Source organism: Streptomyces iconiensis (assembly GCF_028657195.3).
GTDB lineage: Bacteria > Actinomycetota > Actinomycetes > Streptomycetales > Streptomycetaceae > Streptomyces > Streptomyces iconiensis.
Genome location: NZ_JANCPR020000058.1, coordinates 1 through 14,927 on the forward strand (window position 1 = coordinate 1; position 14,927 = coordinate 14,927).

At 67.6% G+C, this 14,927-nt stretch carries 9 protein-coding genes and 1 pseudogene; 4 read left to right on the forward strand and 6 right to left on the reverse strand.

Going from position 1 to position 14,927, the window contains the following annotated elements:
* From ltrA to NMN56_RS36980, 3 genes and pseudogenes are all read left to right on the forward strand, one after another.
* Positions 1–1,568, forward strand: a 1,568-nt coding sequence (ltrA, locus tag NMN56_RS36965; RefSeq protein ID WP_283742548.1) for a group II intron reverse transcriptase/maturase, incomplete at its 5' end; no start/stop codon positions are given.
* Positions 1,569–1,584: 16 nt separating this feature from the next.
* The gene (locus NMN56_RS36970) at positions 1,585–2,454 is read left to right on the forward strand and encodes a methyltransferase domain-containing protein (protein WP_274047245.1); all 870 of its coding nucleotides are present in this window, start codon (positions 1,585–1,587) and stop codon (positions 2,452–2,454) included.
* A 94-nt stretch (positions 2,455–2,548) separates the two neighbouring features.
* A pseudogene (locus NMN56_RS36980) lies at positions 2,549–3,365 on the forward strand (IS630 family transposase); the annotation flags it as partial.
* Positions 3,366–3,508: 143 nt separating this feature from the next.
* Here the strand turns inward: NMN56_RS36980 and NMN56_RS36985 are convergent.
* The 6 genes from NMN56_RS36985 to NMN56_RS37005 form a co-directional block, all read right to left on the reverse strand.
* Positions 3,509–4,057 (reverse strand): hypothetical protein, encoded by a 549-nt coding sequence (locus tag NMN56_RS36985; RefSeq protein ID WP_274047244.1) that lies wholly within the window; start codon positions 4,055–4,057, stop codon positions 3,509–3,511.
* Positions 4,058–4,724: 667 nt separating this feature from the next.
* Positions 4,725–6,137 carry an enoyl-CoA hydratase/isomerase family protein gene (locus tag NMN56_RS36990; RefSeq protein WP_274047243.1) on the reverse strand — a complete coding sequence of 471 codons (1,413 nt, stop codon included), beginning with the start codon at positions 6,135–6,137 and terminating at the stop codon, positions 4,725–4,727.
* Between the two features lie 116 nt (positions 6,138–6,253).
* Positions 6,254–9,352, reverse strand: a complete 3,099-nt coding sequence (locus tag NMN56_RS36995) for an amino acid adenylation domain-containing protein (protein WP_274047242.1) — start codon at positions 9,350–9,352, stop codon at positions 6,254–6,256.
* A gap of 77 nt (positions 9,353–9,429) precedes the next feature.
* A complete protein-coding gene (locus tag NMN56_RS43465) occupies positions 9,430–9,813 on the reverse strand; it encodes a DUF6207 family protein (RefSeq protein ID WP_430542812.1) in 384 nt (127 codons plus the stop codon).
* 307 nt (positions 9,814–10,120) lie between these two features.
* The gene (locus NMN56_RS37000) at positions 10,121–11,119 is read right to left on the reverse strand and encodes a DUF6461 domain-containing protein (RefSeq protein ID WP_274047241.1); all 999 of its coding nucleotides are present in this window, start codon (positions 11,117–11,119) and stop codon (positions 10,121–10,123) included.
* 1,332 nt (positions 11,120–12,451) lie between these two features.
* Positions 12,452–12,811, reverse strand: a complete 360-nt coding sequence (locus NMN56_RS37005; RefSeq protein WP_274047240.1) for a hypothetical protein — start codon at positions 12,809–12,811, stop codon at positions 12,452–12,454.
* Positions 12,812–13,470: 659 nt separating this feature from the next.
* On the opposite strand from NMN56_RS37005, the gene NMN56_RS37010 reads away from it, so the two are divergent.
* Complete coding sequence (locus NMN56_RS37010; protein ID WP_274047239.1) at positions 13,471–14,457, forward strand: NAD(P)-dependent alcohol dehydrogenase; 987 nt, start codon at positions 13,471–13,473, stop codon at positions 14,455–14,457.
* Positions 14,458–14,927: the final 470 nt, after the last annotated feature.

Genomic DNA, 14,927 nt, shown 5'->3' on the forward strand with positions numbered 1-14,927 from the left:
GACGCGTAACGGAAATCAACGCAGGGCGCAAGACCCCTGGAGTGGACGGGTACACCGTTCTGCGGGATAGATCCAAGTCGGCTCTGGCTGAGTGGACACAGTCCCGGGCGGGAACCTGGAAGCCGATCGCGGTCAGGCGCGTGTATATCGCGAAGAGCAATGGGAGACAGCGTCCGCTGGGCATTCCGACGGTCCGGGACCGGGCCATGCAGGCCCTGGTCCTGAACGCGCTGGAACCCGAATGGGAGGCGCGGTTCGAGCCGAGGTCCTACGGATTCCGGCCCGGTCGTGGCTGCCACGACGCGATCGAAGCCATCTTCCGCGTGACGAGGGGACGCCTCTCCAAGCGCAGGTGGGTGCTCGATGCCGACCTGGCGGCAGCGTTCGACCGCATCGATCACCAGCGCCTTATTGCTTCGCTCGGCACCTTCCCAGCCAGGGAACTTGTACAAGCGTGGCTTAAGGCCGGAGTGATCGAGAACGACAAGTTCGCTCCGACTGCGGAAGGAACCCCGCAAGGGGGAGTCATCAGTCCGCTGTTGTTGAACATCGCTCTCCACGGAATGGAAGAGGCCGCAGGCGTCAGGTACCGCACCGATGGTGTCCATACCGGGAAGACGGCACCTGGCAGCCCGGTACTGATCAGATACGCTGACGATTATGTCGCCCTGTGTCATTCCTATGACCAGGCGCGAGAGGTCAAGGCGCGGCTTGCCGAATGGCTGACGCCGAGAGGGTTAGCCTTCAACAAGGAGAAGACGCGCATCGTCCACCTCGACGAAGGATTTGACTTCCTCGGGTACAACGTCCGCCGATATAAGGGAAACAAGCTGCTGATCAAGCCGAGTCCCGCGGCGGTGGCCCGGTTCCGCAACAGGCTGCGCACCGAACTGCGCATGCTTCGTGGAACCAACGCACTCGAAGTGATCACTGTGCTGAATCCGATCCTTCGAGGGTGGGCCGCCTACTACCGGAACGGAGTATCCAAGCGAGTCTTCAGCGATATTGATGACTACCTCTGGTGGGCCGTCTTTCGCTGGGCAGCTCGCAGCCACCCGAACAAATCGAAGACGTGGGTAAGCGACCGCTACTTTGGTGCGTTCAACTCCGCCAGTCATGCGCGGTGGATTTTCGGCGACCGAGCCACGGGCCGATACCTCACCAAGCTTGCCTGGACACCGATCGTCCGGCACGTGATGGTCAACGGGAACGCCTCCCCGGATGACCCAGATCTTGCCGATTATTGGGCGCAGCGACGGAAGAAACACAAGCCGCCGCTCAGTGATGGACGCATCCGGATGATGCAACGCCAACACGGAAAGTGCCCGCTCTGCGGCGAATACCTGCTCTACGCCGACACCGAACCACAACACCCGGAGGATTGGGTGACGTGGCTCACCGGAATCCGCAAAGCGATCCGCTTTCAGGCGGTCGCATCGCTTACGGAGACCATCAGGGCAAACGATCGGAAGGTTCCACGGGAACAACTCATCCACGCACATTGTGGGAAACGGCTGGAGCGGCAGCCTCCCGCGCACCCGCGAGCATCGCCTTTCCCAGGCCAATAGGACTCGCTTGAGCCGTGTGCCGCGACGAGTGGCACGCACGGTTCTTAGGGGGGACCGCCGCAGCAATGCGGCGGTCCTACCCGACACCGGATGGTCCACCGCGCTCCTCGCCCACCGGCTCGGCGAGCAGAACGTCGTCAGCGTCGAAGTCGACAAGACGGTCGCCGACACCGCACGCGAGCGACTGCACGACACCGGGCTGCACCCCACGCTCCTCGTCGGCGACGGACTCGCCGGGCACCCCGCGGGCGCACCCTACGACCGGATCATCGCAACCGTCGGACTGCGACAGATCCCGCCCGTCCTGCTGCGCCAACTCCGCCCCGGCGGCCTGCTACTCGCCCCCTGGGGCAGCGACTACGCCAACCAGGACGCCCTCGTGAAGCTCACCGCCGACGGCGAAGGCGCCGCAGTGGGCCCGTTCCTCCGGCCCCTGGAGTTCATGAAGGCCCGCGGACAACGCGGCACCTGGCCCAGGAGGTCCGACTACGTACCCACCGACTGGGCCGGCGTCGACCCGCCCCGCACCACGCGGCTCACCCCCCAAGACCTCGGCGACGAACTCCTCTCCCCCGGCGAATGGGCACTTGCCCTTGCTCTCCCCGGCCTCGTTCACCGCATCGGCCACCGCACCCCCGACGAAGCATCCGGCTGGTGGTACTCCCTCACCGACCTCTCCTGGGCCGCTGCCACCTGGCGTGACGGGCAGCCGGCGAAGGTCTGGCAAGGCGGGCCCCGGCGCCTCTTCGAAGAGGTCGAGTCCGCGCACCAGCGTTGGCAGGATCACGGACGCCCCGGACACGACCGCTACGGCCTCACCATCGACCACCACGGGCAACACACCTGGCTCGACCACCCACACCAACCGGTCGCCATGCGTGGGTGAACACGACGAAGCCCCCACCACGCGCCACGGCGAGGGCACGGCACAACCCACTCACCCTGAGCAGGCTGAAAGAGGCCAGTCCTCCGGCAGCAGCGCCACCAGCGGCCGACAGGACCGGACCTGGACGCTCTCACGGATCAAGACCTTGATAGGCCGTCGGTTCCACAACAGCTGCACCGTCCAGGGTGTACGCAAGTTGCTGGTCCGGCACGGCTATTCCTGCCAGGTTCCGGCCAGACGTGCCGTCGGGCGCGACGATCCGGCGATCTATGGCTGGGTGAAAGAGACCTGGCCACACGTGGAAGCATCGCGGCGGCGCCCGGGGCCCGGATCGTCTTCGAAGACGATCCAGGCTTCCCGATGACGCCGCCCATCGCCCGCACCTGGGCCCGGCGCGGGCACACCCCCGTCGTCCGCGTCCGTGGCCGCTCCAGGCGCCGCGTCCCGATCGCTGCCCTGACCTGCTAAAAGCCCGGCGAACGCTCCCGGCTGATCTACCGGCCCGCCGCGACGACGGCCAGCGTGACGGCCGCAAGAGCTTCGCCTGGACCGACTACCGCAACGTGCTCCGGGCCGCCCACCACCAGCTCGGCGACCCGATCGTACTCATCCGGGACAATCTGAACGTCCACCTGGACACCGGACTCCGCACCTGGACCGCGGACCGGGACTGGCTGACCGCCCACCAACTGCCCACCTACGCACCGGATCTCAACCCGGTCGCGGGCATCTGGCCCCTGCTGCGACGCGGCTGGCTCAGCAACGTCGCCTTCACCACCCCCGAGCACCTCATCCAGACAGTCCGTCGCGGCCTGCGCACGATTCAATACCGCAGCGACCTCAACGACGGATGCCTCGCCGGAACCGGCCTACCCCTCACCCCGACGACCCCACGAGTTCAAACTCAGTAACGCCGCTCCCCAGAGCCAGCCGCCGACAGGTTCACACAGGCACCGGTCGTGGCTGTCGCCAAGGACATGTCTACGACTTCTCCACCCATTACGCCAGCACAAAGCCCTCGTTTCGCCGGAGCTGAGTGGGACAGTCGTGGCATTCAGCCACTGGTAATAGCCATCCCAATCAAGCCTATTCCCGTGATCGCGACGCAGAAAGCGAGGGACAGATCGGCCGGCAGACAACGGGTCCAGGTGACTTGGGGGGTCGCCTCGGTTTCACTTGCAACGCCCCCCGACGAAAGCCACCTATTTATCCTCCGCTCAGCCTTGTCACTTGTTCCACGGAAGTGATCTATGAGAGACCCAGCGAACGCGAAGACCGAGATTTCTTGCTCCTCACCGATCCCGACTCCGAGCGTCCCGCCATCATCAACAAAGATGTCTCGGATCGCCGACTTCGGAATGACATGGATCTGCAAGGGATTGACCACGACGAGCACCTCGTCACGCAGAACAATTTTGCAATTCGCTATCCGCCCAATAAATCCCACGAGCGCCAAATACACCGGTATCCCCTGCCAGCCCATTCGGAACCCATTTACCGAAGTCACCCTCCATATAGCGACGACCATGCCAATGCCGATCCCCAGGGAAATCACGCCGAAAAGCACTTGCCAAGATATCCGCCGCAGCACGATTTCCCTCACGCGGCGCCTCCTCCACTTGGTTTCCGTCTGCATCGAATCTACTTATTCACCTTTGCTGAATTTCCCGTGCCAGCCGCCCTCAGCACATCTTCGCACCGTTCCAGGGGCCGACAGAGCCCCTGGAGCAGAACGGCCCCGAGTTCGCCACATTAATATTCATATTGGCGTAGGTTCCTCCGAATTCCACCCTGTTGCGATACCCGTATTTCACAAACCTTTCCATCGGCCATATTCACGTGCTCGACCCGTTTGCGCCTCACCATGGCCCTTTCCCACCACCCCCCTCCCATTCTTGCCGCCACATACCCCCAGCGAATGCCCAGGCAAGGCTCTTCCCCGTCTTGGCGTACTCCCAGTTCCCCGCTTTCACGCCATCAACGCCAAATGTTGTCAAGGCAACGATCACGCCTGCGGACGTCCCCGGGCCCGGGGGCGACTCAAGCATCAGGTGTTCGCCTCGTCCGTGGTGCCGAGTGCCCATGGGGACGGGCATGTCCCGGTCGGGTGTCGTAGCGGCCAAGAGTGGAGAGACGCCCTCAGCGCCCTCGAAGGGATGGGTCATGACGGTCTTCCGATTCCTGAGTCGCGGGCGTGCTGCGTCGTCGTTGCGGGGGCGCCGCGTGCAGACGGTGGGGAAGCCCGAGCGTGGGGCTGACATGTCGTGCTGTCATAGCGGATCGCCGGCGCTCGCGGAGGGGTCGGGGTCCCGGTCGCGGTTGATCCAGGTGCGTTCCAGGGCGTTGATCAGAGAGGGGCTGTGCAGTCGGCATGCCTGCTCGTAGGCGTACTGCGCCAGGTAGCGGCGGAAGTGGTCGAGCGGCTCCCCGGCGAGGTTGAGCATGCGGCGGTTGGCGCCGACCGCCGGGTTGTCGAGGCGTTCGGCGGCCTTGCGGACGGCGATGTCCATGCTGTCGGCCGCTACGGTCTCATCGATGAAGAGCGACGCCTCGGGGTCGGTGGCGTGCAGCTTTCGGCCCCAAAAGATCAGCCGCCGCGAGAGCCGAGCGCCGACCTGGTGCAGCAGCCGCATGTTGGCGGCGCCCGGCACCAGGCCCTCTTCCATGGCGGGCAGGCTGAACCAGGAGTCGTCGTCGGCCACGACGCGGTCCATGGTGGGCAGGATCTGCATGCCGCCGCCGATGGCGAAGGAGTCGACGGCGCCGACCCACGGCTTGTCGGCGTCCGGCCACCAGCCGTCCCGCGCGGTGTCGTCCAGGCACAGGCCGCGGACGAACTTGGCGATGTAGCCGGCCTCACGGCGCAGCAGGAAGCCGAGCAGCGAGATGTCGCCGCCGTAGAGGTGGGTGAGATTGATGCCCGCGCAGAAGACCCGGCTCCCGGCGTACGAGGGATGGGTTTGCGGCGCACCCCGCAGGACGCCGACATGGCTGGCGGGGTCGAGCAGCACCAGATCGGTGCCGGTTTCGAGTGCTTCGACTGCGGCCTCGTCCTCGGCGTTGAGGAATGCGGGGTTGCACAATTCGAGGCGGGCGACGCCCTCGTTGCGTACGACGGTCGCGAGGCCCAGGTCGGCGCGGCCGGTGAGCTGGTAGCCGTGCAGGGCGGCGCAGGCACGCGGTGTCGGCCGCAGCATGGAGCGCAGCAGATGATCACCTGCTGTGGGGACGTGCAGAACGGCTTGGAGGAAGATGCCGACGGCGATCTCCCATCCTTCCTTGTCACGCTGCATGTGCTGGGCCTCGTCCGCGAGTTGAGCTGAGGAGGGCACCAGCCCGGGGAAGCGTTCGGCGGCCAGGCCGACGAGTTCATCCAGGCGCAGCGGGCGGGTACGGCCGTCTGTGAGTTCGTCGTAGGCCCGCTCGGCGTGCAGGCTCAGAAAGCAGCGGCGGAGGGTGTTGGCGTCGTGGTGAACGGCTGCCGCCTCACGCTGCCGGCCGTCGGTGCGCTCGCCGGGCGGCGGGAGCTGGGCGAAGTACCGCATCGTGCATGTGAGGTAGCTGGTGACGGCCACCGTATCGGCGGCGTACCGTCCGGTGGGTGCGGGCGGAGGACTGGGCACCGGCCGTTGGGTGCGGGCGGCGTTCGTGGGGGCGCCCTTGGAGAGAGTGGAGGCGTACACGGTGTGTCTCCGTTCGGTCGGCTCACGCCGTGGGGCAAGGACAGTGGCTCCCAGGCGTTGTCGTACCCCGCGCGAACAGGTCGCCGTACAGGTACGGCGCGGCTAGGAAGCGCGCGTCACGCGGCCTCGCCTTCTTGAGCGGGCGGGGTGAGGAAGCCGGTCTCGATGAAGTGCCGTAGGTACAGATCTATGAGGCGGCCGTCCACGGGCGGCAGGTCCAGGCCCGCTCCCCGGGTGGCCTGCTCGATGTTGCTGCGGTCGAACTTGGGGAAGGTGTCGGCGAAGTACATCTCCTTCACCGTGATGTCGCTCTCCGCAGCGTCGTCGTGGAACATGTGCATGTACGGCGTCATGGGGTGCTGCGGGTCCTTGCGGGTGAGTTCGGTGACCTTCTGAGCCCACTCGGTGTACGGAATGGTGCGGACCGGATATCCCATCTTCCGCAGCCGCTCGACAAGCAGGCTCAGCCGTGCGTCGTGCGGGTTGGTGAGGTGATAAGTGCGTCCGTCGGGCTGCTGGGTGCGCAGAATATGGACGATGGCCTCGGCGGTGTAGTCCACCGGTACGAAGTCGAGGGGCAGTTCCACATCGGGTGCCAGGCCCGTCTCGGCGATGGTGCGGAACCAGGCGCACATCAGGGTGTCGGTGTTCCAGATGCCGCGGTCCCGGGTCCCGGTGATCTCGTAGGGGCGGTGCACGGCGACCGGCAGGCCGCGCTCGGCCGCGTGACCCATCATGCGCTCGGAGACCCACTTGCTCTCCCCGTACCCCAGGGACACGCGGTCTCCGTGGGCCAGCGGCTGGTCTTCGGTGACGTAGTCGACCCCTGCGGTACCGGAGCCGACGATGGTGCCCATGGTGGAGATGTGGTGCACGGGCTTGAGCGTGTGGGTGGTGGCCAGGTCGAGAACGGTCTGGGCCCCTCCGACGTTGGGGCGGCGCAGCGTCTCGTACGGATAGGCAAAGTTGATCAATGAGCCCGAGTGCACGATGGTGTCGACACGCCGGGCCAGATGATCGAAGCCTTCTTCGCCGAGACCGAACCGGGGTTCGGTGACGTCTCCGACCACCGGCACGACGCGGTCTGCGACGCTCTCGTAGTCCAGGCCGTAGCGGCGCATGCGGCCGGCGATGCGGCGGAGGACGTGCTCCTGGGTGTCGCCCCGTACCAGGCACCACACTTCGGGGATGCCCGCGGCGACCAGCCGGTCGAGGAGGAAGACGCCGAGAAAGCCGGTGGCGCCGGTGAGCAGGACGCGCTGCGGTGCGGTGGGCTCGCAGGCCAAGGGCGCGTCGAAGCGCAGGTGGGCGGGGAGAGCGGCTTCCTGTTCGAAATCGATACGGCGACGCGGCTGAGCACTCCCGGGTGCACTGCGCAGCGCTTCGAGTTGCTCCGCGAAGGAGGTCAGCGCCGGGTTGCCGAGCAGCATGCGGATGAGCCGGGACCCCACCTCCGGCGCGAGGTCCAGGTGCTCGGTGAGGACGGTGACGGCCTGGGCTGCCTGGAGGGACTGGCCGCCCAGATCGAAGAAGTTGTCGTCGCGGCTGATCGTGGGCAGCCCGAGTACCTGCTGCCAGGCGTACGCGACGGCTTCTTCGTGTTCTCCCCGGGGGCGCTCGGCCTCGGGCAGCTCCATGCCCCCGCCCATCTCAGGAAGTGCGCCGCGGTCCACCTTCCCGCTGGAGTTGAGCGGCATGGTGTCCACCACGGCGATGCGTGCAGGCACCATGAACGCCGGGAGCCGGTCGCCCAGGTACTTGCGCAACCGCATGGGCAGTTCGCGCTGCCGGTCGTCATGTCCGGGGTCGGCCACCACCCACCCGTGCAGCCGTTCGCCGTCCGGCGCGACCATCACCACGGCCTCCTTGACGGTCGGGTGGGCCGCCAGCACGATTTCGACCTCGCGCAGCTCCACCCGGAAACTGCCCAGCTTCACCTGGCGGTCACGACGGCCGAGGAACTCCAGCACACCGTCCGTGCGCCAGCGGGCCATGTCGCCCGTGCGGTACAGGCGATCGCCGTCGCGGTCGGAGAAGAAGTCGGGGACGAATCGTTCCGCGGTCAGGTCCGGACGGTTGAGGTAGCCGAGCGCCACTCCGTCCCCGCCGACCCACAGCTCGCCCTCCTCGCCGATGTCCGCCGGCGAGCGGTCCTCCCGCAGCACGTAGGCGGTGGAGTTGGCGAGTGGACGGCCGATGGGTACCGACTCCGCCTCAGGAGGCAGGTCTTCGACGACGTGTGCCGTGGTGAGCACCGAGTTCTCCGCTGGACCGTAGGCGTCGATGAACCGCTCCGGCGGCCCGTGTTCCAGCACGGCCCGCACCGCCGAGGGGTTGAGAGCGTCACCTCCGGCCAGAAGGCAGCGCAGGGTACGGAACATCGCCGGCCGGGCTGCGGCCATCTGGTGGAACAGCGCGGCGCCCAGCCACATCCACGTAGCCCCTTCACCCTGGAGCATCGCCTCCAGCGCGGCAGGGGACAGCAGCGTCTCCTGTGCCGGTACGCACAGCCGCCCGCCGTTCAGCAACGGAGCGAAGACGTCCAGCAGCGACAGGTCGAAGGTGAGATTGACGGTGCCGCACATGACATCGTCAGGACCGAAGGCGAGGAGGCCGGGGCTCCGCACGAGCCGTACGATCCCGCGGTGCGTCACGGTCACACCTTTGGGCGTGCCCGTCGAGCCCGAGGTGTAGATGATGAACGCCGGTGCTGTGGCCGGCTGTTCATGGTCCCTGGGGGGAGGCGCGTCCGTGGGCAGTGCGTCCATGTCCACCACCGACAACGGCTCGGGAACCTTGTCCCGGTGCGCGGCGACGGTAACCGCGATGCGGCAACCAGCGTCCTGGACCACCCGCTCGATCCGTTCTTGCGGGAACTGGACGTCGATGGGTACGTACGCCGCTCCCGACCGCAACACCGCCAGCAAGGCCACATAGCCGGCCACGGAGCGCTCGATCACCACGGCCACGACTTCGCCAGGACCGGCTCCGGCCCCCTGCAGCAGACCCGCCACATGATCGACCCTGCGCCGAAGCTCGGCGTAGCTGATGTCCTCGGCTCCCTCCGGCGAGAGCGCCACGTCATCCGGCGTGCGCTCGACCTGCTCGCGGAACAGCTCATGAACCAGAGCGTCCCGCGGGTAGTCGGTGCGAGTGGCGTTCCACTCCTGAATCGGTGCTGTCTGGTCGGGCGGGGACGCAACCTGAGTACTCATTACCTTCGTTCCTGCCATGGGCGAACAGAGACTTCGTGCTCGACGCCACTCGCTGGATCTCGCTGTAGCGGCCGTCCTCACCAACCCACCCTGAAACAGCGGTTGAGCCCTGTGGGCAAGGCGTCGACGCGGAAGCGTGAACGCGTTGAACGCGGCAGACGAGACGGCAAGCGCGTATCAGGCGCACGCGTTCCCCACGTCTGTGCCTTGCCTACCGCCCCGAGTCGGCACGCGTCTCGCCGGCGCAGATCCAGGTAGGCCCGCAGCCGCACACCTGGCCGGCCCGGGTCCCTCCTGGCGTGGTCCGCGAGAGGCTGATCAGAGATGAACATGTAGCGGAACCGGGGCTGGTCGTCGTGGACATCGGCCCTCGGAGTGGGCATGACTACCTTCCCTTGTCGAACCGACGGCCCCGGGGGGGCCGGCTCCGGAGGCACTGACAGACCGCTGATCAGGGCCATGACCACCGGCCTACCAAACCCATAGGGGCACCCCCCGCCCAACAGAGCAGGGTGGCATCGCAGTCGTCGCGGTACGCGGCGGGTCAGGTCGTTCTGCGGTGGTCTCGGGCGGCGGACAGCCGAACTGATCGGGGGCTCCAAGGTCGTAGCGCAGCGGTGAGCGGAGGCCCGCCCCCTTTGCTTGGGCTGGACGGCGTGGGCGCGGACGATGAACACCGTAGGGGTACGCACGGTGTCCGCGAGGGGTTCACATGACCGGGAAGGTGAGCGTTGAGTGTTGCCGTCTGAAGCAGCGGGGCGGTGCTGGTCAGGTCTCTCGCTGTGCCAAGTCGTGCAGACGGTCGAGCAGCCAGAACTCCGCCACGCGCTCGCCTTCACCGGTCATCGCCGTGGCCAGGGAGCTGACGATGTCTGGCAGATGGTCCCTCGTGGTGGGCAGCTGCGCGACGACGCAGCGTGCCAGGGCGCGGAAGACGGCGGCCTGCCGGAAGGCGGGGTGGGAGGGACGTTCATGGACCGGGCCGAAGTCATCGAGTTCCTCGCCCCGTAGCGTCTCGAACCGGGCGCGCGCCTTGTCGGCCGCGGCCGTGAGGTCGTCCCGCAACCGTGCCCTGGTGGTGGCCGGGAGCTCGTGCGCGGCCAGGGCAGCGACGGCCAGGGGGTGTTCGCGCAGGTCCGCGTGGGTCAGGGCCAGGTCGAGGGCGTGGCGGCGTATCCGTTCCAGCACCGCGGGCCCGAGGTCCGCCAGGTAGCTCACGAAGGGCTCGCGCTCCAGCAGCGGCGAGTCGCCGTACGCGTGCTGTTTCAGCAGATACTCCGGTACCGGCGTGATCTCCACGGCCCGGTGCGGGCCATCCAGCCAGGCATCGTCGAACCGCGCGCTCGTCGCGCGCTCGATCGCCGCGAGACCCGCCCCCCACCGGGCACCGGACTCGAAAACCAGGCCCTTCAGCAGGGGCTCCCACGCGTCGGGTCTGGACCCGTACGGTTCCTCCTCGGGCGCGATCATGTCGAATTCGGAGGCGATCAGCCCGTCCTCGGCCAGGTTCAGCCGGGACACGGCGTTGACGTTCCAAAACGCGCTGACGGTCCGGCCGAGACGGGAGAGCGGGCGCAACACCTCCTCCCGGGACCCCTGATAGCCGTTGTTCTCCACGACGACCACGGCCGATCGCGACCGCGAGACCAGGACCAGTTCCTCCGCGTAATACGCACCGAGCTCCTCCAGTCCCATGGGGCGGGCCGCGCCGGGGTCGCCGCCGAAGATCCGGACCACCGCGTCCTCGTCCACATCACTACCGTCCACGGCCGTGAACGTGGCCGCCTCCCGAAGCCCTAAGTCAGTGAGGAGTCTGTGGAGTCGCTGAGGAGAAGTCATGCCAGGGATTCTCGCCGCCACCACTGACAGCGAGGCATCCGCTGCGTGCCCGGTCGTTCGGTGGAGATGCTTGGACCGGGTGGATACTCGAAGGTTCGTTCCCATCCGTGCCGGAAGCCATGGCCTCATCAAGTGAACGGGCATCGTTCAGGGAGTGGTGGTGAGGCTGTCGAGCGGGATGCGTAGTCGCCGTACGGCGCTGTTGGCGGCGGCGTTCGGGCCGTGTTGCTCCAGCACGTCGCACGCCGGTCGCCGGGTCGAGGACAGTGATCAGGTGCCTCTCCCAGAGGAGAGGGGGTCTCCCGTAGCGCGGCCCGGAAATGGTGCGGACTCCAGGCGCTCCGGACCAGGCCCTCGGCGAGTACCCGTTCCGCCGAGGTCGGCTCCCAGCGTCGTGCGTCTCGATCGGGAGGGCGGGGTGAGGCGCCGGTTCCGGTGGTTTCTGGTCGGCGGCGCATGAGGGCAGGGCCTCTCGGGGGCTCAGAGGTTGTTGAAGCCATGAGCTGCGCCGGGAGGCCCCGTTGTCCCTGTTGTACGCGCCTGCGCCTGCGCCTGCCGGGTTCGACTCGTCCGTTGTGTCGTGCGGTTGCCTCGCTCACCGGTTCGGGAACGCCGCCGGTCAGGCCGAGCGGGTGCGGGTCTACGACCCGGACACGGCGGACGCGGAATGGACCGGGCACGGGCCCGCTTAGCGCGACGGGAACCTATCTGAGCGGACGGCGGATGCACCGGGCCGCTGGTCACCTGGGCGCACGCGCTGCTGCAGCTGGTGCTGCAGGTCCTCAAGCGAACCGATGACATGCAGGGGTTCGTGGTACTCCCGCGCTGGTCGGTGGTGGAGAGGGCACTGGGGTGGCTGATGCGCTCACGCCGCCCGGCCCGCGACTACGAGACGCACCGGCAGTGCCGAAGCGATGATCCCGATCTCGATGAGTACGATCACGACCCGTCGGCCCGCTCGCCGTCGGCAAGCCGGAACCGCCCCTTCACGTCCTTGACCGACCCAAGGGCTGTCCCGTGATCCCCGGTGGATCAGCGAGCGGCGTCAGATGCGGTCAATCGCAAGGCAGCGAAGCGTCCTCATAGTGGGTCTGTTCGGATGTTTCGCCAACGCCGTGAGTGGCCGTAGCTGGCGTCGGGAGCCCGCCGGGGGTTGCGGGACAGCCCTTAGCCCCGCGCCACCAGGCGGTTCGCCTTCGAGCGCGCCCCTTCCCGCTTCGCCGCCGTCTGCTCCGGTCCCCGTGCGCCGGCGAGCTCCGTTCACGTCAACGCGCCGTCCTCGCCCGTGCGTTCACGGTCGGACAGAACCGCCACGATCCGCTGGTAGTCCACCGACAACGCCGAGACGCCCAGCCCCTCACGCCATACCGGCGCCCCGGACCCTGCCACCACCGGCCCGGCCACCGGCCGCGGCGGCGAACTCTCCGTGCCGCACTCCTCTGCCCTCGCGGACTCACCGGGCGGGGCGAGCACCTCGCCCGGCGTCTCGCGAGTGATCACGATCCCATGTGTGGCAGCCTCGGCCAGCAGCCAAGGCCGTACTTCGGGCCGGACGGCCGTCAGCTCGGCGGCAACCGCCGGGAAGGCCGCATCGGCCTGCTTGTCGGAGGCACAGAACATGGGTGTGCCTCCCCGTTCGTGGCACGCACGCTGCCCGAACATCCCCTCACGATCGCCGCGGAGTCTGACCCCTTCGTAGCGGAGTCCGACCCTTCGTCATGGCCGACGGGCAACCGGTGGCGGAACAGGCCCTCGCCGACAGGCCCGACACGACGGTGCGGATCTCCTCGCTGCGCGGGGTGGACGCCGCCCATCTGGTCCTCGCCGACGTCGACCTGTCGGGGGCCTGTTCACCGGGACCGTGCACCTGGACCAGCTACGCCTGGAGGGCACCTGCTCCTTCGGCCAGGTCCCGTCCGGCACACACTGGCGGCGCCGACTCCCATACGGTTCACGCCGTTCCCGACCCTCGCCGAGGAACACCACTGGCGCGCGGGCCTGCGGACAGCAACCCCGGCTGGACCGCGGCGGAATCCAACACCACGCGTGTCGGACCCGCGCAGCTGGTGCCGGTGTACCGGGCGCTGTGCAAGGCGTTCGAGGAGCGCCACCGCCGGTCAGCGAAGCACCGCACTGGCCAACAAGCACGTGTGAAGGAGCACTTCAGTTGGCGAGTGTGCAGGCGGCCAGCTTGCGCTGGGATATGGGGGGGGCGGAGGCTGGTCAGTAGTTCGTACCGGCGGGATGCTCATGGGCAGCCTCACCAACCAGGGGGACCCATGAAGGCCATCGCCCAGGACGCGTACGGCAGCGCCGACGGCCTGGAACTACGCGACATCGCCCGCCCCGTTCCTCGTGACAAGGAAGTGCTGGTCAAGGTGCGTGCCGCCGGGGTGGACCCGAGCATCCTGCACCTCATGACGGGCAAGCCCTACATCGCCCGCCTCGCTTTGGGACTCCGCAAGCCCAGGAACCCGGTTCGCGGCTGGGACGTCGCCGGAGTTGTCGAGACGGTCGGTGCGAAGGTGACGAGTTTCCAACCGGGTGACGAGGTCTTCGGCAGCGGTGACGGCTCGTTCGCCGAGTACACCTGCGCCAGGGCCGACAAGCTCGCGCCCAGGCCAGGCAACCTCACCTTCGAACAAGCGGCAGCTCTCCCCGTCTCCGGTGTCACCGCCTACCAGGCCCTCAGTGGCAAGGCGCACCCGGCACCGGAGCAGAAGGTTCTCGTCATCGGCGCCTCCGGCGGCATCGGAACGTACGCCATCCAGCTCGCCGTCTCGTACGGAGCCGAGGTCACCGCCGTCTGCGGCCCCGGCAAGGCGGACTTCGTCCGGGCCCTCGGTGCCACCGAGGTCATCGACTACACCAGCCAGGAAATCACCGCAGGCAAGCACCTGTTCGACATCGTCCTCGACGCCGCCGGCAACCGCCCGCTGTCCCTGCTGCGCCGCGTACTCGCTCCCAAGGGCGTCCTGGTCATGGCCGGAGGCGAAGGCGGTGGCGAATGGCTGGGTGGCCTGGGCCGCCAGCTGCGCGGCTACGCGCTCTCACCGTTCCTCGGCCAGACGCTGAGCAGCCTGATCGCGGTTGTGCGCCACAAGGACCTGCTGACCCTCAAGAGGCTCGCCGAGGCCGGCACGATCGCACCGGCCATCGACCGCACCTACCCGTTCTCCGAAGCCGTCTCCGCGATCAAGCACCTGGAGACGGGTCACCCCCGAGGCAAGCTCGTCGTGACCATGTCTTCAGCTCCCGCCACCTAGCCTGCACACTCGCCAACTGAAGTGCTCAGTCACAACAGTGTGGCTGAGCAGCCCAGTTGGCCACTTCGAGCACCCCAGTTGGCCCTCGCATGGATGATTCGGCGTTGGCCTCGGGGCCCTCGTCGCTACTGCCCAGCACGGTTCCCGAACAGCGTCGCTGCCGTATGAGCAGCAACGGCGGATTACCGAGACTAGGTCGGTGTCCCGCTCGATGGCGGGCCAGGCGGCGGTGAGTGCCTCGGCAGCGGTGAGTGCTCGGCAGCGGTGTGGGCGAGGTGGTCGTGCTGGTCAGGGTGAGCGTGTCGCGGGTCGCGCGCTGGATGAGCTGGTGGACGCGCACGGCGTGGTGCGGGGTTGTCGGGCTGTGGTCGATAGGACTGAGTCGGTGGAGGGCCCGCAGCGCAAGCACGGCGTCTTCGGCTGAGACCTGAGCCGAGGGAGAGTTGTCGCCCGTGCCGGTTGAGGTGCGG